This window comes from Pseudomonas sp. AA-38, assembly GCF_029457475.1.
Classification (GTDB): domain Bacteria; phylum Pseudomonadota; class Gammaproteobacteria; order Pseudomonadales; family Pseudomonadaceae; genus Aquipseudomonas.
In genome coordinates this window covers 742720-763228 of the sequence record NZ_CP120359.1, presented here as the reverse complement: position 1 = coordinate 763228, position 20509 = coordinate 742720, and the positions used below count along the sequence as shown (strand labels likewise).

Sequence of the window (20509 nt, the reverse complement as noted above, 5' to 3'; positions counted from 1 at the left end):
AGACAAGGTAATGCAACGGCCCATAGGGGATTCCAACCCGCAACATGGCCTGCACGAGCAGCCCATGATGGTGCTGCTGGTCGACGATCAGGCCATGATCGGCGAGGCCGTGAGACGGGCACTGAGCGAGGAGAGCGACATCGACTTCCACTTCTGCTCCGACCCGCAGCAGGCGCTGAGCGTAGCGCAGCAGATCAAGCCGACGGTGATCCTGCAGGATCTGGTCATGCCCGGCATCGACGGCCTCGAACTGCTCGGCCAGTATCGCGCCGCCCCGGGCCTGCGCGACGTACCGATCATCGTGCTGTCGACCAAGGAAGATCCCCAGGTCAAGAGCGCCGCCTTCAGCGCGGGCGCCAACGACTATCTGGTCAAACTGCCGGACGTGATCGAACTGCTGGCACGCATTCGCTATCACTCGCGCTCCTACCTCACCCTGCTGCAGCGCGACGAAGCCTACCGGGCGCTGCGTGAGAGCCAACAGCAACTGCTCGACACCAACCTGGTACTGCAACGGCTGATCAAGTCCGACGGCCTGACCGGCCTGGCCAACCGCCGCTACTTCGACGAGTACCTGGAAATCGAATGGAGCCGCGCCATGCGCGAGCAGAACGAGTTGTCGCTGCTGATGATCGACGTGGACTATTTCAAGGCCTACAACGACCAGTACGGCCATGTGGAAGGCGACGACGTGTTGCGCCGCGTCGGTGACACCCTGCGTGCCAGTTGTTCACGCTCGAGCGACCTGGTCGCACGCTATGGCGGCGAGGAATTCGCCGTGATCATGCCCAGCACCGCAGCCGGTGGTGCGCGCCTGCAGGCCGAGAAGATCCGCCGCGCCGTGGAGGCGCTGGGCATTCCCCATGACCTGCCCACGCCGGGTTCGTCGATCAGCGTCAGCATCGGCCTCGCCACCCTGCGCCCGGCGATGGGCAGCGAACCGCTGAGCCTGGTGATCAAGGCCGACGAAGGCCTCTATCTCGCCAAGCACAGCGGCCGCAACCGCGTCGCCCAAGTCAGCGACGGGGCGTGAGGGCAATCCCGGATTGCATCCGGGCTACGCCATTGCTGGATGGCCGTAGGCTATTCGGGCGCCCACTCCGACTAGCCTTTGCGGATGTTCTCCTCGGTCAGCTTCGCGCCTCTCTGTGCCTCAACGTCGGCTCTGCCAGGCGGCGGCCAGGCCGCTCAGGCAGATGACGACGATACCGACCAGCGCCGTGGTGTCTGGCGTGTGCTGGAACACCAGCCAGCCCAGCAACCCGGCAAAGACGATCTGCACGTAGCCGAACGGCGCCAGCAATGCGGGGGCCGCATGGCGGAAGGCATGGGTCAGCAGCAGATGGGCGCCCATGCCGAAGCCACCCAGCGCCAGCATCATCAGGCCATGGGTGAGGCTGGGCACCTGCCAGAAGAAGGGCACCAGCAGGCTCATCACCAGGGTGTTGACCAGCCCGGCGCAGAAGTTGCTGGTGGTGGCGCTGTCCACTTCGCTCAGGCGGCGGGTGAGGATCTGGTAGAGGCTGAAGCACAGCGCCGCGCTCAAGGGCAGCAACACCGCCGGGGTGAACAGGCTGCCGCCCGGATGGACGATGACCAGCACACCGACGAAACCGATGAGCACCGCTGCCCACTGGCCAAGGCTGACGCGCTCGCCCAGCAATGGCACCGACAGCGCCGTGACCAGCAGCGGCGCGAGGAAGATCACCGAGGTCGCCTCGGCCAGCGGAATGAACATCAGCCCCGTGGTGAACAGCAGGCTGACTCCCAGCAGGCACAGCGCGCGCAATACCTGCAAGCCGGGGCGTTTGGTGCGCAGCACGCGCAGACCGGACTGCGGCAGGAAGATCCCGGCCATCAGCAGGGTATGCACCAGATAGCGCGCCCAGACGATCAGCACGATCGGGTAGAAACCCGACAAGTATTTGGACATGGCATCGTGGCTGGCGAACAGGAAGGTCGCCAGCACCATCAGGCCGATACCTTTGAGTGGATGGTTGGCGCCGGATAACGGGGTGAGGCTCATGAAGTACCTGGGGCAGTGCGCAACACGCAAGAAAGATAGCAAGGTAACTAACTATACACCTGCCCTCCCCCCAGCCGCGCGGGCCAATCGTCCGAAGGCCTTCGCCTCGCCCTGGATCACCGGCATGGCCGTGAGCACGCCACAGGCAAATGGGTAGCCTCACGCACGACGCGCCATACCTGGCGCAGCCATGAAAAAGGTGCTTCGCGGAATATTGGGAAAGTCGGTCTTGATACCGGACTGGCAAGTTTGTGTGATGGCTTGCTGGTTGTTCGGTGTCTGTTCCAGATTGCCGCGTTTTTGCTGATGTTTTTGGTTTCGCCTTCCCGGGCGAGTCACTTTTGTAGGGCAAAAGTAACCAAAACCCTCCGCCCGATCATCCGGCCCTGGCTGCGCCAGGGTTCGCTCACTCCATCGCCGTTCCAGAGGCCCGCCGCGGTGGGCCATCCATGGCCCATCGCGGCTCTCGCGACATCCATGTCGCTCAACCTCTTCCACGACGATTCCGTTCGCCCTCCTGGGCGGGCTCTGCACGCGCCTGAACCCGAGGTAACCCAGAAGTAGCGTGGAGTGCTTGAACATGAGGCCAGCCTTAGGGCTGGCCGGGATGCCGGCTGAAAGCCGGCAAGCTATCCAGGCGAATGAAGCTACGTGAATGAAAGTTTTGGTTTAACTCGACGACCCAATCGCGACTTCATCGCTACTAGAACACGCCGAGCAACCTATGGAGTGCATACTCGTTCAGGCGCGCGAATGGCCCCTTCAGGAGGGTGAGTGGAATCGTTGCGCAGAGGGGCGAGCCGCAGGGACGCGGCGAGAGGCGTAATGGGCCAGGGATGGCCCATGTACGCCGACCCTCGGAGCGGCGATGGAGCGAACGTACCCCGGCGCAGCCGGGGCCGGATGGCGGAGCCAAGCCTTTTTGCTTTCTTTTGTGGCGTTTGACAAAAGAAAGTCGCCGGGGGGCGAAACAGGTGACATCAGCAGAACGCTGATAAGCAGCTTTACACCGAAAACAAAAGCACACTCACACAAACTTGCCAGTCCGGTGTCACCCCCCCCCAGAATGCGAAGAACCATGAAAAAGCCGGCCCCAAGGGGCCGGCTCAAGCTACAGCGCAAGCGATGCCTTATTGCAGGGCTCGCGGGCGCGCATTGCGCTGTTCGGCATCCGGCGCCGGGGCCTTCTGCAACTGGAAGTCGAACTTCACCTCGGCGAAACGATTGCCTTGGAAGCCATGGTCACGGGCGGCAGCTTCGTTCTCGACGAAGTTGATGTCGCCGATCAGGCCATCGCGGGTGGCATAGGCGAAGTCGTCCCATAGGTACTCGTCGCCGGCCAGGTTGATCTGCGTGGTCAGGTGACGATAGCCGGGCGCAGAGATGAAGAAGTGGATATGCGCCGGGCGGTTGCCGTGGCGGCCGAGCAGGTCGAGCACTTCCTGGGTGGTGCCATCGGGCGGGCAGCCGTAGCCGGACGGCACGATGCTGCGCGCGCGGTAGCGGCCTTCGGCATCGGTGACGATACGGCGGCGCAGGTTGAACTCGCTCTGGCTCGAATCGAAGTAGGAGTAGGTGCCCTTGGTGTTGGCGTGCCACAGGTCGACCACCGCGCCGGCCAGCGGCTTGCCGTCGACATCGAAGACCTGGCCATGCAGGTACATCGGCGTGCCCGGGTCGGTACCGTCGTCCATCCGCGCCTCGCCTTCGCTCATCGGCGCGCCGGCCACGTACAGCGGGCCTTCGATGGTACGCGGGGTGCCGCCGAGCAGGCCGGCCGCTTCGTCCTGCGCATCGAGCAGCAGGTCGAGGTAGTGCTCCAGGCCCAGGCCAGCCACCAGCAGGCCGGCTTCGCTGCGCGCGCCCATGCGGTTGAGGTAGTCCACCGCCTTCCAGAACTCCTCGGTGGTGACTTCCATGTCCTCGATGAGGCGGATGCTGTCCATCAGGATGCGGTGCACCAGCGCCTTCATGCGTGGGCTGCCCTGGTCGTTGTCGAGGCCGCTAACCTCCCGGAAGAACTTTTGAACGCTTTCGGTGTGCGACAGTTTGATGCTCATGACTATTTCCTCATCTTGTTGTTATCGGCTGGATGGGCGGATCAGCGATCGTCCTGGTGGATCGACGAGGGGTGGCGGCACAGGCCGTTCACCTCGATCTCCATGTAGGGGAACAGCGGCAACTGCATGAGGGTATCGTGCAGTTCCTCGACGCTGGCCAGATCGAAGACGCTGTAGTTGGCGTAATGGCCGGCGATGCGCCACAGGTGGCGCCACTTGCCCTCGCGTTGCAGGCGCTGCGCCAGTTCCTTCTCGTCGGCCTTGAGCTTGGCCGCCTGGGCAGGGTCCATGTCGACCGGCAACTTCACGGTCATCTTCACGTGGAACAGCATAAGAGCTCTCCTCCTTCGGGCAGGGTCAGGAACGGCGGAAGCGCGCCAGGCGCTCCTCGTCTAGGGTCAGGCCGATGCCGGGCAGGCGCGGCACGTGCAGGTGGAAGTCGCGGTACAGCGGCGGCTCGGTGACGATTTCCTCGGTCAGCAGCAGCGGGCCGAACAGTTCGGTGTCCCAGGCCAGCTTGTTCAGGGTGATGAAGGCATGGGCCGAGGCCAGGGTGCCGACGCTGCCTTCGAGCATGGTGCCGCCGTACAGGCCGATACCGGCCGCCTCGGCGATGCTGGCGGTACGCAGCACGGCGCGCGGGCCACCGTTCTTGGCGATCTTCAGGGCGAACACCGGGGCGGCGCCATCGCGCGCCAGGTTGAAGGCGTCTTCCACGCACTCGATGGATTCGTCGGCCATGATCGGCGCCGGGCTGGACTGGTTCAGGCGCACCTGGCCACCACGGTTGTGGCGCGAGATCGGCTGCTCGATCAGGTCGATGCCGTTGTCGCCGAGGATGCGGCAGGCGCGCAGGGCCACGGCCTCGTCCCAGGCCTGGTTGACGTCGACGCGCACGCTGGCGCGCTCACCCAGGGCACGCTTGATGGCGATGACGTGAGCCAGGTCCCTGTTCACCTCACCGGCACCGATCTTCAGTTTGAAGATGCGGTGGCGACGGGCTTCGAGCATCTGCTCGGCCTCATTGATGTCCTTGCGGGTATCGCCGCTGGCCAGGGTCCAGGCCACTTCCAGGCTGTCGCGCACGCGCCCGCCGAGAATCTCGCTGACCGGCAGGCCAAGGCGCTTGCCCTGGGCGTCGAGCAGCGCGGTTTCCACTGCGCTGCGGGCGAAGGTGTTGCCCTTCACCACGCGGTCGATGCGCTGCATGCAGGCGTTAATGTTGCTGGCGTCCTGGCCGATCAAGAGCGGCGCGAAGTGACGGTCGAGGTTGACCTTGATGCTGTCCGGGCTCTCGTTGCCATAGGACAGGCCACCGATGGTGGTGGCCTCGCCGATGCCCTCGATGCCGTCGGCGCAGCGCAGGCGCAGGATCACCAGGGTCTGGTTCTGCATGGTGTGCATCGCCAGCTTGTGCGGGCGGATGGTCGGCAGGTCGACGATGATCGCTTCGAGCGACTCGATCGCGGCGTGGCTCATTTCAATACCCATCAGGTTGTTGTTATCCATATCCCAATATTGATACTGCGCCTGGGATGGTTCCAATATTGATTTTGTCTGCAACAATACCCGAAAGGTATCGTCAATCCCGAAGGACAGCCGCCCATGGAGCTTCGTCACCTGCGCTACTTCCAGGCGCTCGCCGAAACCCTCAACTTCACCCGCGCCGCCGAGCGCCTGCACATCGCCCAGCCACCGCTGAGCCGGCAGATCCAGCAGCTCGAGGACGAACTCGGCGTGGCCCTGCTCGAACGTGGCCGCCCCCTGCGCCTGACCGAGGCCGGGCGCTTCTTCCACGAGCATTCCAGCGCCCTGCTGGAGCAACTGGGCAAGGTCTGCGACAGAACCCGACGCATCGGCACGGGCGAGAAGGCCTGGCTCGGCATCGGCTTCGCCCCGTCCACCCTGTATGGCGTGCTGCCGGAACTGATCCGCCGCCTGCGCAGCGATGCCGGCCTGGAGCTGGGCCTGTCGGAGATGACCACCGTGCAGCAGGTCGAAGCGCTCAAGGCCGGGCGCATCGACATCGGTTTCGGCCGCATCCATATCGAGGATGCGGCCGTGCAGCAGCAGGTGCTGACCCTGGATCCGCTGGTCGCTGCCCTGCCCGCCGGGCATCCGCTGCTGCCGGGCCCGATCAGCCTCGCCGAGCTTGCCCGCGAGCCCTTCGTGCTCTACCCCGGCAACCCCCGCCCCAGCTACGCCGATCATGTGCTGGCGCTGTTCGCCGCCCATGGCCTGCAGCTCCGCGTGGCGCAGTGGACCAACGAACTGCAGACGGCCATCGGCCTGGTCGCCGCTGGTATCGGCATCACCCTGGTGCCGGCCTCGGTGCAGGTGCTGCACCGCGTCGACATCGACTACGCGCCGCTGCAGGAGGTCCAGGCCACCTCGCCCATCATCATCAGCCGCCGCGTCGGCGAGCCCTCGCCGGCACTGAAACATTGCCTGGCACTGGTGGACGAACTGTCGCGCGTGCGTCCTGCCTGAGCAGCCGGCAGCCTGCGCTCGTATCACGAGCGCGCCGCTCCACGTAATGAGCATTGCCTATGATGGCGCTGGTTTTTTCCAATTTAGCGGGACGGCCAGGCTCTCGTAGCTTTGTGCGAGCGCATGAAGCGCGTTTGCACATACAACTACGAGGACTCATCCATGAAACCCATCACCGCATGGGCGCCCGCCCTTGGCCTGATGACCGCGGCCCTGTCCGCTTCGCTGTTCAGTCTGTCGGCGCAGGCTGCCCCCCTGACCCGCGACAACGGCGCACCGGTAGGCGACAACCAGAATTCGCAGACCGCAGGCGACACCGGCCCGACCCTGCTGCAGGACGTGCAACTGATCCAGAAACTGCAGCGTTTCGACCGCGAGCGCATTCCCGAGCGCGTGGTGCATGCCCGTGGCACCGGCGCCCATGGCGAGTTCACCGCCACGGCGGACATCTCCGAGCTGACCCGCGCCAAGGTCTTCACCAAGGGCACCACCACCCCGGTGTTCGTGCGTTTCTCCAGCGTGGTGCATGGCAACCATTCCCCGGAAACCCTGCGTGACCCGCGCGGCTTCGCCACCAAGTTCTACACCAGCGAAGGCAACTGGGACCTGGTGGGCAACAACTTCCCCACCTTCTTCATCCGCGATGCCATCAAGTTCCCGGACATGGTGCACGCCTTCAAGCCCGACCCGAACACCAACTACGGCAGCAACCGCACCCAGTTCGACTTCTTCAGCCATGTACCCGAAGCCACCCGCACCCTGACCCTGCTGTATTCCAACGAAGGCACCCCGGCCAACTACCGGCAAATGAACGGCAACAGCGTGCACGCCTACAAGCTGGTCAATGCCAAGAACGAGTACCGCTACGTCAAGTTCCAGTGGCGCAGCCTGCAGGGCATCAAGAACAACGATCCGCAGCAGACCGAGCAGATCCAGGGCAAGGACTTCAACCACATGAGCCGCGACCTGATCACCACGATCAACGCCGGCGACTATCCCAAGTGGGATCTGTACATCCAGGTGCTCGAACCGGCTGACCTGGCCAGGTACGACTTCGACCCGCTGGACGCCACCAAGATCTGGCCGGACGTGCCCTACCAGAAGATCGGCCAGATGGTGCTGAACAAGAACCCGGACAACGTGTTCCAGGAAACCGAGCAGGTGGCCATGGCGCCGTCCAACCTGATGCCGGGCATCGAGCCCTCGGAGGATCGCCTGCTGCAGGGGCGGCTGTTCTCCTATGCCGACACGCAGATGTACCGCCTGGGCGCCAACCACGCCTTCCTGCCGATCAACCAGGCCAGGGTGCCGGTCAACAACGGCAACCAGGATGGCGCGGCCAACAGCGGCCACACCACCACCGAGGTGAACTACGAGCCCAGCCGCATCAATCCGCGCCCGGCCAGCGAGCATGCGCGCTACAGCAACCTGCCGCTGAGCGGCAGCACCGAGCAGAAGAAGATCCAGCGCGAGCAGAACTTCAAGCAGGCCGGCGAGCTGTACCGCTCCTACGACAAGAAGATGCAGAGCGACCTGATCGCCAGCCTGGGCGGTGCCCTGGCCGAGGCCGAAGACGAGAGCAAGCACATCATGCTGTCGTTCTTCTACAAGGCCGATGCGCAGTACGGCGAAGGCCTGACCAAGGTGGCCGGTGGCGACCTGGCGCGGGTCAAGGCGCTGGCCGCCAAGCTGCAGGACTGAGCCTGCTCTGCAATGGCGTGCGGCTCCGCGCGAGCCGCACGTCACCACCAGACGCGGCGCGACGCCGCTCGGGAGAACCCATGCTGCGTACTTTCTGTTTCGCCCTGGCGCTAAGCGCCGCGACACCTTTACTGGCCGCCACGCCGACGCCGGATGCCGAGCACGTCCAGGCACAATTACGCGCCTACTACTTCCAGGCTGCCCGCGAGGGTAACGTGGCCATGCTCGACGAATTCATCGGCGCTGGTTACGACCTGAATACGGCGGATGAGAAGGGCTATACCGCGCTGATCCTGGCCGCCTATCACGGCCATCGCGCGGCAGTGGAGCGTCTGCTGAGCGCAGGCGCCAACGCCTGTGCTCAGGACAAGCGCGGCAATACCGCACTGATGGGGGCGATCTTCAAGGGCGAGTTGCGCATCGCCAAGCGCCTGCTCGACGCCGACTGCAGCCCCGACCAGCGCAACGACAGCGGCCAGACGGCGGCCATGTACGCCGCGCTGTTCCAGCGCCAGGATCTGCTCGCGGCCCTGGCCGGCAAAGGCGCCGACCTGAAGGCCGAGGATGCCTTCGGCAATTCGGTGCAGGGACTGGCCCAGGGCGAGGTGCGTACCCCCTGGTCGGCCAGCCAGCCCTGAGCGGCTCCCTGCCCGCGTTTCTGCCGCGCAGAAAAAAGCCGGCGCAGTGCGCCGGCTCCAATCGAGTCTACTTACTTGCGCTTGTAGGTGATGACCTTGGTGCCGGCCTCGCAGGTGGCGATCACCTTGCCGTCCTCACCTTTCTCGCCAATGGCCCGGTCGAGGATCTGCAGCGTATAACCCTGCACTCCCTTGGCCGCCAGCTTGTCGGTGATCTCCCGCTCCAGCTCGTCGCACGGCTTGCCTGCGGCCTGGGCCATCCCCGCGATGCTCAACAAACCCAGCGCCAGTATCAGTTTCTTCATCGGCTACGTTCCCTGATCCATTGAAAAATATGTCGTTTGTCAGCAGTACGCCCCATCCTGGGCCTGAACGCTTCCTTCCGTTGGAGCCTTCAGCTTAGTCGACAAAGCCTTGCTCGGCGTCCAGCCCGTTGGGCGCACTCGGCTTTCACCTGCGGAAAGCCCTTGGCCGATCAAACCTGAATGATCTGAAAATACCGAGAAAGTCAATGGCCGCTTAAAGTTTTACAAGCCTTGAACAGGCACTTGCCTGGGGCGCAAAAGGCACATTAGGTTGCCGGGCACGTTCATGCAGTGGCGGAGTGGACATACGGAGGCAAGCATCGTCGACTGACGATGGAACCCAACGGAGGACAGGCAGATGGGCGACCAATACCGCGCTTCACGAGCGCTCATAACCGGTGCCAGCTCGGGAATCGGCGAGGCCTTCGCCAATGCGCTAGCGGCACGCGGGTGCGACCTGGTGCTGGTGGCCCGACGACAGGATCGACTCGACACGCTCGCCGACCGCCTCGAGGCGGAACATGGCATCTCCTGCACCCGCATCGCCTTCGACCTCTCCGTTGCTCGACCGGGTAGCCGGTTGCGCGAACTCGTCGAGGACGACATCGACCTGCTGATCAACAACGCCGGTTTCGCCACTCAAGGGTCGTTCATCGAGGGCGATGCAGATGATTTCGCTCGGCTACTGGCAGTCAACATCGGCGCAGTGGTCGATCTCTGCCATGCGTTCCTGCCGGAAATGGCCCGACGACGATCGGGTGCCATCATCAACGTCTCCAGCACCACGGCCTTTCAGCCCGTACCGACCCTGGCCGTCTACGCGGCGTCGAAATCCTTCGTGCTGAGTTTCAGCCAATCCCTGTGGTACGAAGCCAAACAGCACGGCGTCAAGGTCTTCTCCCTTGCGCCGGGCCCCACCCACACGGAGTTCTTCGACGTAGTGGGAGAAACCGCGACGGTGGTAGGCAGACTCCAAACCGCCGACCAGGTCGCAGCGGCTGGCTTGAAAGCACTCGACCGACGCTGGACTGCACCCTCTACGGTCTCGGGGTTCATCAATTCGATAACCGCAGCACTGGCGACGGTGATTCCCCGCCGTCTCCTGCTCCCGGCCCTGGCACGCTCACTGCACCCACTCAAGCGTTGACGGAGGCTGCCTGCAGCCGAACGTAAAGACCCGATGAACGCAAGCCTCGATCACATAGATAACTAAAATATTGGGAGCACGCCATGATTCTCGTTACCAGCGCAGCAGGCGGTGTCGGACGGCCACTGGTTCGCAAGCTCGTCGCCAACGGACTGGCGGTGCGGGCTTTCGTCAAGAACGAGGAACAAGCGCGGCGAGCGAAAGCTGACGGCGCCACCGAGATCGCGATCGGAGACCTCCGACAACCTGGCGACCTCGAGGCAGCCCTGCGCGGAGCGCGCAAGATCTATCACGCCGCCCCGACCCAGCTCATCGACGAACTCCCCGTGGCCAAGCGGCTGATCACGGCAGCCCGAGCCGAACAGTTGGATCACATCGTCTTCCACTCGGTCATACACCCCGATATCGCCGAACTCCCCCATCACCGCCAGAAACTGCTGGTCGAGGGGCTGCTGAAAGAGTCGGGCCTGCCGGTGACAATTCTTCGTCCCTCGCACTACATGCAGAACGTGCTGGACTTCTGGGATTTCTTCGGCGCCGGGCTACTGCCATATCCCACCTCGCCGGAAAGCCGAATGGGCGTGGTGGACTCCGACGACATCGCGGAGGCGGCAGCCAATGTGTTGACCAACCCAGAGGGCCATATCGGCAAGACCTACGACCTGTCTACCGTGGAACTCACACGCCATGACATGGCACGTATCTGGAGCCGAGTGCTCGGCCACCCCATGACGGCCATCCGACTGCCACCGCAGGCGTTGACGCAACCGCTCTCAGCCGTCGGATCCTTCGGCGCTGCAATAGCACGTTCACTATTCTCGACCAGGCTGCGTTCCCTTCCCACCATCATTCGAGGAGTGCGTTCGGCACCGAATGCTCGCGGGTTCCGCAGTTGGCCATCCGATGCCCAGGATACCTACGTGCAGATGATGAAGTACTACGACGTGCACGGGCTTCCTGCGGGCAACCTCGATGACCTGGCAAAGGTTCTGCCCCGGCCCGCCACCGATTACGAACAGTTCGCACGCCGTATCGCAACGGCTCACGGGGTCGCCGCACCCTAATGCCATGCTGGTGGCCTGATCCACAGGCCGCTGCTCGAGAAGGGCATGGCCGGCAAGAGCATGCCGGCGCACTACCAGCCGTACAGCGCCGACGAGGTGGCGCGGCTGCGCAAGGTGAGCATGCTCAACCTGCCGGATACCCGCGCGCACCTGATCGAGCAGATGCGCGCGTTGGGCATCGCCATCGAAGATGGCATGAACGGCACGCCCTGAGCCACTGCCCGGGCTGGCTGAGCGAAACGCCAGGTCTTATGCTGCACTCTTTTTGTGCGAGCCTGCCCGATGACTCTGTTCGACCTGCTGCTGTTGGCCCTCGCCGGTTTCGCCGCTGGCGGCATGAATGCCCTGGCCGGCGGCGGCACCTTCTTCTCCTTCCCCGCCCTGCTCGCGGCGGGCCTGCCGCCGGTGACCGCCAATGCCACCAACGCCGTGGCCCTGTGGCCGGCCAGCCTGGCCGGTGCCTGGGCCGCACGCGCCTCGTTACGCCCGCTGGGCCGCTACCTGATTCCGCTGCTGCTGGCCGGCCTGGCCGGTGGCCTGCTCGGCGGCCTGTTGCTGCTGGCAGGCGGCGACGACGTGTTTCGCGTACTGATTCCCTGGCTGCTACTGGCCGCCACCGCGCTGTTCGCCGCCAGCCCCTGGCCGGGTCGCTGGTTGGCGGCGCGGCGCAAGGAGGCGGCGCATCCGCCGCACACGCCGCTGTCGCTGGGCGCGCATATCGGCGTGTCGATCTACGGCGGTTACTTCGGCGCCGGCATGGGCATTCTGCAACTGGCCGCCTTCTCCATCGAAGGCCACCCGCTGGCCCGCGCCAATGCGCTGAAGAACCTGATTTCGGCGGTGATCTACAGCATCGCCACCCTGACCTTCGTCATCGCCGGCCGCGTTAGCTGGTACGAACTGGCCATCCTGCTCACTGGCGCCACGCTCGGCGGCTACGCCGGCGGCGCGCTGGGCGAGAAACTGCCACCGGCGCTGCTGCGCGCCTTCGTCATTCTGGTCGGCAGCGGCATGACGCTGTATTACTTCTGGAGCACCTATCTGCCGTAGGGTGCGCCGTGCGCACCGAAACACGGCGATCTCGTTGGTACGTGCTGTCGCCCGTTGATTTGCCCGCATGGCGCGCCTCTGCTAGTGTCGCGCGGTTTCCAAGTTGCCCGAGACCCGCCGCCATGGCCCGCAAGAAAGCCCCCGACTTCGAACATTCTCTCGCCGAGCTTCAGGCACTGGTCGAGCGCCTGGAAAGCGGCGAGCTGTCGCTGGAGGACTCGCTGACCGCCTTCGAGCAAGGCATCGGCCTGACCCGCGAGTGCCAGGCCGCCCTGGCTCAGGCCGAGCAGAAGGTGCAGATCCTGCTGGAGCGCGACGGCGAGCTGCAGCCGGCCCCCTTCGACGCGGACGAGCAGGCATGATCAAGGCCTACCAGGCGCGCTGCCAGGCGCGGGTCGATGCCGCGCTCGACAGCCTGTTCCAGCCACCACGCGCGGAACTCGAACGCCTCTACCAGGCCATGCGCTACAGCGTCATGAACGGTGGCAAGCGCGTGCGCCCACTGCTGGTCTATGCCGCCTGCGAAGCGCTGGGCGGCGACCCCGAGCGAGCCAATGGCGCCGCCTGCGCAGTGGAGCTGATTCACGCCTATTCACTGGTGCACGACGACCTGCCAGCGATGGACGACGACGACCTGCGTCGCGGCCAACCCACCACCCACAAGGCCTTCGACGAAGCCACCGCCATTCTTGCCGGCGATGGTCTGCAGAGCCTGGCCTTCGAGGTGCTCGCCGACGAACAGCGCAACCCCCAGGACGCCGAAGTGCGCTTGCAGATGCTCGCCGCTCTGGGCCGCGCCTCCGGGCCGGCCGGCATGGTCGGCGGCCAGGCCATCGACCTTGGCTCGGTGGGCCAGAAGCTCGACCGCGCGGCGCTGGAAACCATGCACCGGCACAAGACCGGCGCGCTGATCGAAGCCAGCGTGCTGCTCGGCGCCCTGGCCAGCGGCCAGGCCGACGACATCAGCCTCAAGGCTCTGCTGAATTACGCCCGCGCCATCGGCCTCGCCTTCCAGGTGCAGGACGATATTCTCGACGTGGAGAGCGACACCGCCACCCTGGGCAAGACCCAGGGCAAGGACGAAGCCCACGACAAACCCACCTACCCGGCCCTGCTCGGCCTCGAAGCGGCCAAGGACTATGCCCTGGAGCTGCGCGACCAGGCCCTGCACACCGTGCGCCTGTTCGGCGACAGCGCCGAGCCACTGCGCGAGCTGGCGCGCTATATCGTCGAACGGCGTAACTGAGGGGCGCATGCAACGCGCCCTTGCACTGCTCGTCCTGCTGACAGCCGGCCAGGTGTGGGGCATGGACGGGCAAGGTAACGCCAGCGACCACTTCACCCTGGGCAGCAGCCTCGCCACTGCCGGCATCACGGCCTCCACCAGCAATTCGCTGCGCCCCTACCAGAGCGCCCGTGACGATGCCCTGGCCTACATCGCCTCGGCCGGCGACATTCGCGGCGCACGGCTGGAAAGCGCGCTGCGGCAGTACCGTCACGACCATGCGGATGCAGATAGCAGCGACATGCAGGTCGCACAGGCCATCGCCTCGTTGCACTGAACCTGCTCAGCGGTTCGCCCCATCATTGCCATCTATGTCGGCATGATCGCCATATGAGGCTTGCTTTACCCCAGCCACCAGCCACCTAAGATGGGATCCATAACGACAAGACGCCTGGAGCCGCCATGCCCTTTCCCGCCCTGCTGATCGCCAACCGTGGCGAGATCGCCATTCGCATCGCCCAGGCCTGCGCCGACCTCGGTATCCGCAGCGTCGCGGTGTACGCCGAGGACGACAGCGCCTGCCTGCACACGCGCAAGGCCGACCTGGCCGTGGCGCTGGTCGGCCGCGGTGTCGCGGCCTATCTGGACATGGATCAGCTCATTGGTATCGCGCGTGAGCAGGGCTGCACGGCCATCCACCCCGGCTACGGCTTTCTCGCCGAGAACGCCGAATTCGCCCGCCGTTGCCAGGAGGCCGGGCTGACCTTCGTCGGCCCGACGCCCGAGACGCTGCAGTTGTTCGGCGACAAGGCCGCCGCCCGTGAGCTGGCCGAGCGTTGCGCAGTGCCACTGGTGCCCGGCATCAACCGTCCGGTGACGCTGGAGCAGGCAAGCGCCTTTCTCGCCGAGCACGGCAGCGTGATGCTCAAGGCCCTGGCCGGCGGCGGCGGGCGCGGCATGCGTGCAGTGGACGAGCCGGCGCAACTGGCCGAGGCATTCGCCCGCTGCGCCTCCGAGGCACTGGGCGCCTTCGGCAGTAGCGCGCTGTACGTGGAAAAGCGCGTGCGCCGCGCCCGGCATATCGAAGTGCAGGTGCTCGGCGACGGCAGCGGCACAGTCAGTCACCTGTGGGAGCGCGACTGCAGCCTGCAACGCCGCCACCAGAAGCTGGTGGAAATCGCCCCCAGCCCCGATCTGGATGCCGCCACCCGTGACGCCATCATCGCCAGCGCCCTGCGCCTGGCGGCCGAGGTGCAGTACCGCGGCATCGGCACCTTCGAGTTCCTGCTCGACCTCGACCAGCCGGGGCGCTTCTACTTCATGGAAGCCAACCCGCGCGTGCAGGTGGAGCACACCGTCACCGAGCAGGTCACCGGTGTCGACCTGCTGCACACGCAACTGCACCTGGCCGCCGGCAAAAGCCTGGCCGAGCTGGGCCTGCTCACACCGCCCGCGACCAAGGGTTATGCCGTGCAGGTGCGCCTGAATCTGGAAAGCCTGCTCGCCGATGGCAGCGCGCGCCCGGCCAGCGGCGTACTCAGTGCCTACCAGCCGCCCAGCGCCCCCGGCCTGCGCGTGGATGGCTGCGGCTATGCCGGCTACGTCGTCAGCCCGGCCTATGACTCGTTGATCGCCAAGCTGATCGCCAGCGCCAGCGACTACCCCGGCGCCCTGCGCCGCGCCTACCGGGGGCTGTGCGAGTTTCGCCTCGAAGGCGTGGCGAGCAACCTGCACCTGCTGCAGAACCTGCTGCAGCGCGACGAGGTGATCGCCAACCGGGTCGACACCACCTATGTCGAGCGCCACTTGCGCGAGTTGCTGGCCCCTCGCGAGCAGGCCCACCCGCACCGTTACTTCGCCAGCGACACATCTGCGCAAAGCGCCAGAGCCAGCCTCGACGCCCCGCCCGGCACCCTGGCGCTGAACGCGCCCAGCGCCGGCGTGCTGGTCAGCCTGGCGGCTGCCGAAGGCGACGCCGTGGCCGCCGGCCAGCGCATCGCCGTGCTGGAGGCGATGAAGATGGAATTCGAGGTCAAGGCCGAGCACAGCGGCATCGTCCGTGCACTGGCCGTGGCACCCGGTGACGCTATCGGCGAGGGCCAGGCGCTGGCGTTCCTGGAGCCGGCCGAGGTGGATGGTCTCGCCGAGCACGGCGAGCAGGCGGTCGACCTGGCGCATATCCGCGCCGACCTGGCCGAAGTGCTGGAGCGCCACGCACGCCTGACCGATGCACGCCGCCCCGAGGCCGTGGCGAAAAGGCGCAAGACCGGCCAGCGCACGGTGCGGGAAAACCTCGCCGACTTGCTCGATGCAGACAGCTTTATCGAATACGGCGCCATGGCCCTGGCCGCCCAGCGCCGTCGACGCTCGCCCGAGGAGCTGCTGGAGCTGAGCCCGGCCGACGGCCTGGTCGCCGGTATCGGCACGGTGAACGCCGCGAGTTTCGGCAGTGAGGCCGCACGCTGCATGGCCATCGCCTACGACTACACGGTATTCGCCGGCACTCAGGGGGTGATGAACCACAAGAAGACCGACCGCATGCTGGCCCTGGCCGAGCAATGGCGCCTGCCGGTGGTGCTGTTCGCCGAGGGCGGCGGCGGTCGGCCGGGGGATACCGATTTCGTAGGCGTGGCCGGGCTGGACTGCCACACCTTCGTCGCCATGGCCAAACTCTCCGGCCTGGTGCCGACGGTGGGTGTGGTCTCAGGCCGTTGCTTCGCCGGCAACGCCGCGCTGCTCGGTTGCTGCGACGTGATCATCGCCACTCGTAACGCCAGCATCGGTATGGCCGGCCCGGCGATGATCGAAGGCGGCGGCCTGGGCAGCTTCACCCCCGAACAGGTCGGCCCGACCAGCGTGCAAGGCCCCAACGGGGTGATCGACGTGCTGGTGGAGGACGAAGCCGCAGCGGTCGCCGTGGCCAAGCAGTACCTGGGCTATTTCCAGGGCCCGGTGAGCGACTGGCAGTGCAGCGACACCCGCGAACTGCGCCAGGTGATCCCGGAAAACCGCCTGCGCGTCTACGACATCCGCAAGGTGATCGAGCTGCTGGCCGATCACGGCAGCGTGCTGGAGCTGCGTCGACAGTTCGCCCCCGGTCTGATCACCGCGCTGGTCCGTATCGAAGGCAAGCCCTTCGGCCTGATCGCCAACAACCCCGCGCACCTGGGTGGCGCCATCGATGCCGTGGCCGGCGACAAGGCTGCGCGCTTCCTGCAACTGTGCGAGGCACATGACCTGCCCATCGTCTCGCTGTGCGACACCCCCGGTTTCATGGTCGGCCCGGAGGCGGAGAAACAGGCCACGGTGCGCCATGTCTCGCGCCTGTTCGTCACCGCCGCCAGCCTCACGGTGCCCTTCTTCACCCTGGTGCTGCGCAAGGGCTACGGCCTCGGCGCCCAGGCCATGGCCGCCGGCAGCTTCCATTCGCCGCTGTTCACCGCCGCCTGGCCCAGTGGCGAATTCGGCGCCATGGGCCTGGAAGGCGCGGTGCGCCTGGGTTTCGCCAAGGAACTGGCGGCCCAGCCGGACGAGGCCGCGCGCCAGGCACTGTTCGACAAGCTGGTGGCCAAGGCCTACGACAACGGCAAGGCACTGAACATGGCCAGCTACCTTGAGATCGACGCCGTGATCGACCCGTCCGACAGCCGCGCCTGGCTGCTGCGCGGCCTCAATGCGGCGCCGCGTCCGCCGCGGCGTGACGGCAAGAAACGTCCCTTCATCGACACCTGGTAAGGACATCTCCATGCACCTCGACCATCGCCTGCTCGCCGTCAACGGCATCGAACTCAGCCTGTACAGCTCCGGCCCCGAGCACGGCCGGCCGGTGTGGCTGCTGCATGGCTTTCCCGAGTGCTGGTACGCCTGGCATCCGCAGATCGAAGCGCTGGCCGCCGCCGGCTACCGGGTGTTCGCCCCGGAGATGCGCGGCTACGGCGCCAGCAGCGCGCCGGCCAATCCGGCGGCCTATGAACTGCTCACCCTGTGCGGTGATATCCAGGCGGCGATGGACATGCTCGGTCAGCGCGAGGCAGCGGTGGTCGGCCACGACTGGGGCGCGCCGGTGGCCTGGCACCTGGCGCTGCTGGAGCCCGAGCGGATCAGGGCACTCGGTGCGCTGTCGGTGCCCTTCGGCGGCCGACCGAAACGCCCGGCCATCGAGATGATGCGCGAGGCCTATGCCGGGCGCTTCCACTACATCCTCTACTTCCAGCAAGCGGGGCTGGCCGAGGCCGAACTGGACGAAGACATCGGCCGCAGCCTGCGCCTGCTGCTTGGCGGCCTCGGCGATGCCCTGCTGGCAACGGACAAACCGGCCGATGCGCGGCTGTTCGACGGCATGCCGGAGGACCTGCCCCTGCCGCCCTGGTGCAATGAGGCGATGTTTGCCCACTACCTACGCACCTTCGAGCGCCACGGCTTTCGCGGCGCGCTGAACTGGTACCGCAACTTCGAGCGCAACTGGCAGCGCACCGAGCACCTGGCCGGGCTTAAGGTGATGCAGCCGACGCTGTTTTTGCTCGGCGAGAATGACCCGGTGGGCCGCTTCGAGGCGCCGACCCTGCAACGCATGAGCGACAAGGTGCCGCACCTGGAACGCCACGACCTGCCCGGCGCCGGCCACTGGCTGCAGGGCGAATGCGGCGGGCGGGTCAGCGCCCTGCTGCTGGACTTCCTGGCGCGAAACTACCGATAACGGCGATGTGGTCAGCAGATTGGGCTGTTTTCCTGGCATCAGGTAAACTGCCGCATCTTTTACGCCTATAACGATTCGCCTGATGCCGACCACTTTCCACGAGATCCCCCGCGAGCGCCCGTTGACGCCGCTGCTCGACAGCGCCAACACGCCGGACGAACTGCGCCGCCTGGCCGAAGCGGACCTGGAAACCCTCGCCGACGAACTGCGCCAATACCTGCTCTACAGCGTGGGCCAGAGCGGCGGGCACTTCGGTGCCGGCCTCGGCGTGATCGAGCTGACCATCGCCCTGCACTACGTCTTCGACACCCCCGACGACCGCCTGGTGTGGGACGTCGGCCATCAGGCCTACCCGCACAAGATCCTCACCGGCCGCCGCGAGCGCATGGGCACGCTGCGCCAGAAGGACGGCCTGGCCGCCTTCCCGCGGCGCAGCGAGAGCGAGTACGACACCTTCGGCGTCGGCCACTCCAGCACCAGCATCAGCGCGGCACTGGGCATGGCCATCGCCGCCCGTCTGAAAGGCGAGAAGCGCAAGAGCGTGGCGGTGATCGGTGACGGCGCGCTGACCGCCGGCATGGCCTTCGAGGCGCTCAACCACGCCACCGACGTCAACGCCAACATGCTGGTGATCCTCAACGACAACGACATGTCGATCTCCAAGAACGTCGGCGGCCTGTCCAACTACCTGGCCAAGATCATCTCCAGCCGCACCTACGCCAGCATGCGCGAGGGCAGCAAGAAGATCCTCTCGCGCCTGCCCGGCGCCTGGGAAATCGCGCGCAAGGTCGAGGAACATGCCAAAGGCATGCTGGTACCCGGCACCCTGTTCGAGGAACTGGGCTGGAACTATGTCGGCCCCATCGACGGCCACGACCTGCCCACCCTGCTGGCTACCCTGCGCAATATGCGCGACCTGGACGGCCCGCAGTTCCTCCATGTGGTGACCAAGAAGGGCAAGGGCTTCGCCCCGGCCGAGGCCGACCCCATCGGCTACCACGCCATCACCAAGCTGGAACCGGTGACCCCGGTCGCCGCCCCGAAGAAGCCAAGCGGCCCGAAATACTCCAACGTATTCGGCCAGTGGCTGTGCGACATGGCCGAGCAGGACGCGCGCCTGGTGGGCATCACCCCGGCGATGAAGGAAGGCTCCGACCTGGTGGCCTTCGCCGAGCGCTTCCCTGATCGCTACTTCGACGTGGCGATTGCCGAGCAGCACGCCGTGACCCTGGCCGCCGGTATGGCCTGCGAAGGCGCCAAGCCGGTGGTGGCGATCTACTCCACCTTCCTTCAGCGCGCCTATGACCAGTTGATCCACGACGTGGCCGTGCAGCACCTCGATGTGCTGTTCGCCATCGACCGTGCCGGCCTGGTCGGCGAAGACGGCCCGACCCACGCCGGCAGCTTCGACCTGTCCTACCTGCGCTGCATCCCCGGCATGCTGGTGATGACCCCGAGCGACGAGAACGAGCTGCGCCGCATGCTCACCACCGGCCACCTGTTCGAGGGCCCGGCGGCGGTGCGCTACCCACGCGGCACTGGCCCCAACGCGCCGCTCGATGCCGGCCTGGAGCCGCTGCAGATCGGCAAGGCCGTAGTACGCCGCCAGGGCCAGGGCGTCGCCCTGCTGGCCTTCGGCGTGCAACTGGCCGAAGCCCTGCGCGTCGGGGAAACCCTGGATGCCACGGTGGTCGACATGCGCTTCGTCAAACCCCTGGACGAAGCCCTGCTGCGCGAACTGGCAGGCAACCACGCGCTGCTGGTGACCCTCGAAGAAAACAGCATCATGGGTGGCGCCGGCAGTGCGGTTGGCGAATTCTTCGCCGCCGAGAACCGCCAGGTACCGCTGCTGCACCTCGGCCTGCCGGACTACTACGTCGAGCACGCCAAGCCGAGCCAGATGCTTGCCGAATGCGGCCTCGACGAAGCCGGTATCGAACGTGCGGTACGCGAGCGCCTGAAACAGCTCCAGCCCTGACCTGACGCACCGCCCGGCCCAGTTATTGCTAGGGTCTGTTGCCGTTTCGACGCGAGCCGCGTTGCTGCGTCAACGGCAACAGACCCTAATACTTGGCCTAGACTCCCTGCACAAGAATCTCCAATCAGC

19 protein-coding genes and 1 pseudogene are annotated in these 20509 nt (G+C 65.9%); 14 read left to right on the top strand and 6 right to left on the bottom strand.

Annotated elements, in window-relative coordinates:
- Positions 1–10: 10 nt before the first annotated feature.
- Entirely contained in the window at positions 11–1033 is a 1023-nt protein-coding gene (locus PVE35_RS03490) for a PleD family two-component system response regulator (protein WP_268181303.1), read from the top strand.
- Positions 1034–1153: 120 nt separating this feature from the next.
- Here PVE35_RS03490 and PVE35_RS03485 read toward each other — a convergent pair whose 3' ends face one another.
- From PVE35_RS03485 to PVE35_RS03465, 5 genes are all read right to left on the bottom strand, one after another.
- On the bottom strand, positions 1154–2026 hold the full coding sequence (locus PVE35_RS03485) for a DMT family transporter (RefSeq protein WP_268181301.1): 873 nt from the start codon (positions 2024–2026) through the stop codon (positions 1154–1156).
- Between the two features lie 159 nt (positions 2027–2185).
- Entirely contained in the window at positions 2186–2608 is a 423-nt protein-coding gene (locus PVE35_RS03480; protein ID WP_277373823.1) for a hypothetical protein, read from the bottom strand.
- A gap of 548 nt (positions 2609–3156) precedes the next feature.
- On the bottom strand, positions 3157–4086 hold the full coding sequence (gene catA / locus PVE35_RS03475) for a catechol 1,2-dioxygenase (RefSeq protein ID WP_277373822.1): 930 nt from the start codon (positions 4084–4086) through the stop codon (positions 3157–3159).
- A gap of 41 nt (positions 4087–4127) precedes the next feature.
- Positions 4128–4418 carry a muconolactone Delta-isomerase gene (gene catC / locus PVE35_RS03470; protein WP_037000634.1) on the bottom strand — a complete coding sequence of 97 codons (291 nt, stop codon included), beginning with the start codon at positions 4416–4418 and terminating at the stop codon, positions 4128–4130.
- 25 nt (positions 4419–4443) lie between these two features.
- Positions 4444–5565, bottom strand: a complete 1122-nt coding sequence (locus PVE35_RS03465) for a muconate cycloisomerase family protein (RefSeq protein WP_277373821.1) — start codon at positions 5563–5565, stop codon at positions 4444–4446.
- Between the two features lie 126 nt (positions 5566–5691).
- On the opposite strand from PVE35_RS03465, the gene PVE35_RS03460 reads away from it, so the two are divergent.
- From PVE35_RS03460 to PVE35_RS03450, 3 genes are all read left to right on the top strand, one after another.
- Positions 5692–6576, top strand: coding sequence for a LysR family transcriptional regulator (locus tag PVE35_RS03460; protein WP_277373820.1), 885 nt, complete (start codon positions 5692–5694; stop codon positions 6574–6576).
- A 162-nt stretch (positions 6577–6738) separates the two neighbouring features.
- Positions 6739–8277: a catalase gene (locus PVE35_RS03455; protein WP_277373819.1), complete on the top strand. Its 1539-nt coding sequence runs from the start codon at positions 6739–6741 to the stop codon at positions 8275–8277.
- Positions 8278–8357: 80 nt separating this feature from the next.
- The gene (locus PVE35_RS03450) at positions 8358–8915 is read left to right on the top strand and encodes an ankyrin repeat domain-containing protein (RefSeq protein WP_277373818.1); all 558 of its coding nucleotides are present in this window, start codon (positions 8358–8360) and stop codon (positions 8913–8915) included.
- 71 nt (positions 8916–8986) lie between these two features.
- Here the strand turns inward: PVE35_RS03450 and PVE35_RS03445 are convergent, their stop codons facing one another.
- Positions 8987–9220 (bottom strand): DUF1161 domain-containing protein, encoded by a 234-nt coding sequence (locus tag PVE35_RS03445; protein WP_277373817.1) that lies wholly within the window; start codon positions 9218–9220, stop codon positions 8987–8989.
- Between the two features lie 358 nt (positions 9221–9578).
- Here PVE35_RS03445 and PVE35_RS03440 point away from each other — a divergent pair, with 358 nt between their 5' ends.
- From PVE35_RS03440 to dxs, 10 genes and pseudogenes are all read left to right on the top strand, one after another.
- Positions 9579–10367 (top strand): SDR family oxidoreductase, encoded by a 789-nt coding sequence (locus tag PVE35_RS03440; protein WP_268181256.1) that lies wholly within the window; start codon positions 9579–9581, stop codon positions 10365–10367.
- An 83-nt stretch (positions 10368–10450) separates the two neighbouring features.
- Positions 10451–11431 (top strand): NmrA family NAD(P)-binding protein, encoded by a 981-nt coding sequence (locus PVE35_RS03435; protein ID WP_277373816.1) that lies wholly within the window; start codon positions 10451–10453, stop codon positions 11429–11431.
- Between the two features lie 42 nt (positions 11432–11473).
- A pseudogene (locus PVE35_RS03430) lies at positions 11474–11644 on the top strand (cytochrome C); the annotation flags it as partial.
- Between the two features lie 69 nt (positions 11645–11713).
- Positions 11714–12481, top strand: a complete 768-nt coding sequence (locus tag PVE35_RS03425; protein ID WP_277373815.1) for a sulfite exporter TauE/SafE family protein — start codon at positions 11714–11716, stop codon at positions 12479–12481.
- A gap of 122 nt (positions 12482–12603) precedes the next feature.
- A complete protein-coding gene (locus tag PVE35_RS03420) occupies positions 12604–12843 on the top strand; it encodes an exodeoxyribonuclease VII small subunit (protein WP_268181242.1) in 240 nt (79 codons plus the stop codon).
- Positions 12840–13727, top strand: a complete 888-nt coding sequence (locus PVE35_RS03415; protein ID WP_277373814.1) for a farnesyl diphosphate synthase — start codon at positions 12840–12842, stop codon at positions 13725–13727. The genes PVE35_RS03420 and PVE35_RS03415 overlap by 4 nt, the downstream gene beginning before the upstream one ends.
- A 7-nt stretch (positions 13728–13734) precedes the next feature.
- Positions 13735–14043: a DUF2388 domain-containing protein gene (locus PVE35_RS03410; RefSeq protein WP_277373813.1), complete on the top strand. Its 309-nt coding sequence runs from the start codon at positions 13735–13737 to the stop codon at positions 14041–14043.
- 125 nt (positions 14044–14168) lie between these two features.
- Positions 14169–17441 (top strand): carboxyl transferase domain-containing protein, encoded by a 3273-nt coding sequence (locus PVE35_RS03405; protein ID WP_277373812.1) that lies wholly within the window; start codon positions 14169–14171, stop codon positions 17439–17441.
- 10 nt (positions 17442–17451) lie between these two features.
- Complete coding sequence (locus tag PVE35_RS03400; protein ID WP_277373811.1) at positions 17452–18402, top strand: alpha/beta hydrolase; 951 nt, start codon at positions 17452–17454, stop codon at positions 18400–18402.
- Positions 18403–18484: 82 nt separating this feature from the next.
- Entirely contained in the window at positions 18485–20380 is a 1896-nt protein-coding gene (gene dxs, locus PVE35_RS03395; protein WP_277373810.1) for a 1-deoxy-D-xylulose-5-phosphate synthase, read from the top strand.
- The last annotated feature ends 129 nt before the right edge of the window (positions 20381–20509 follow it).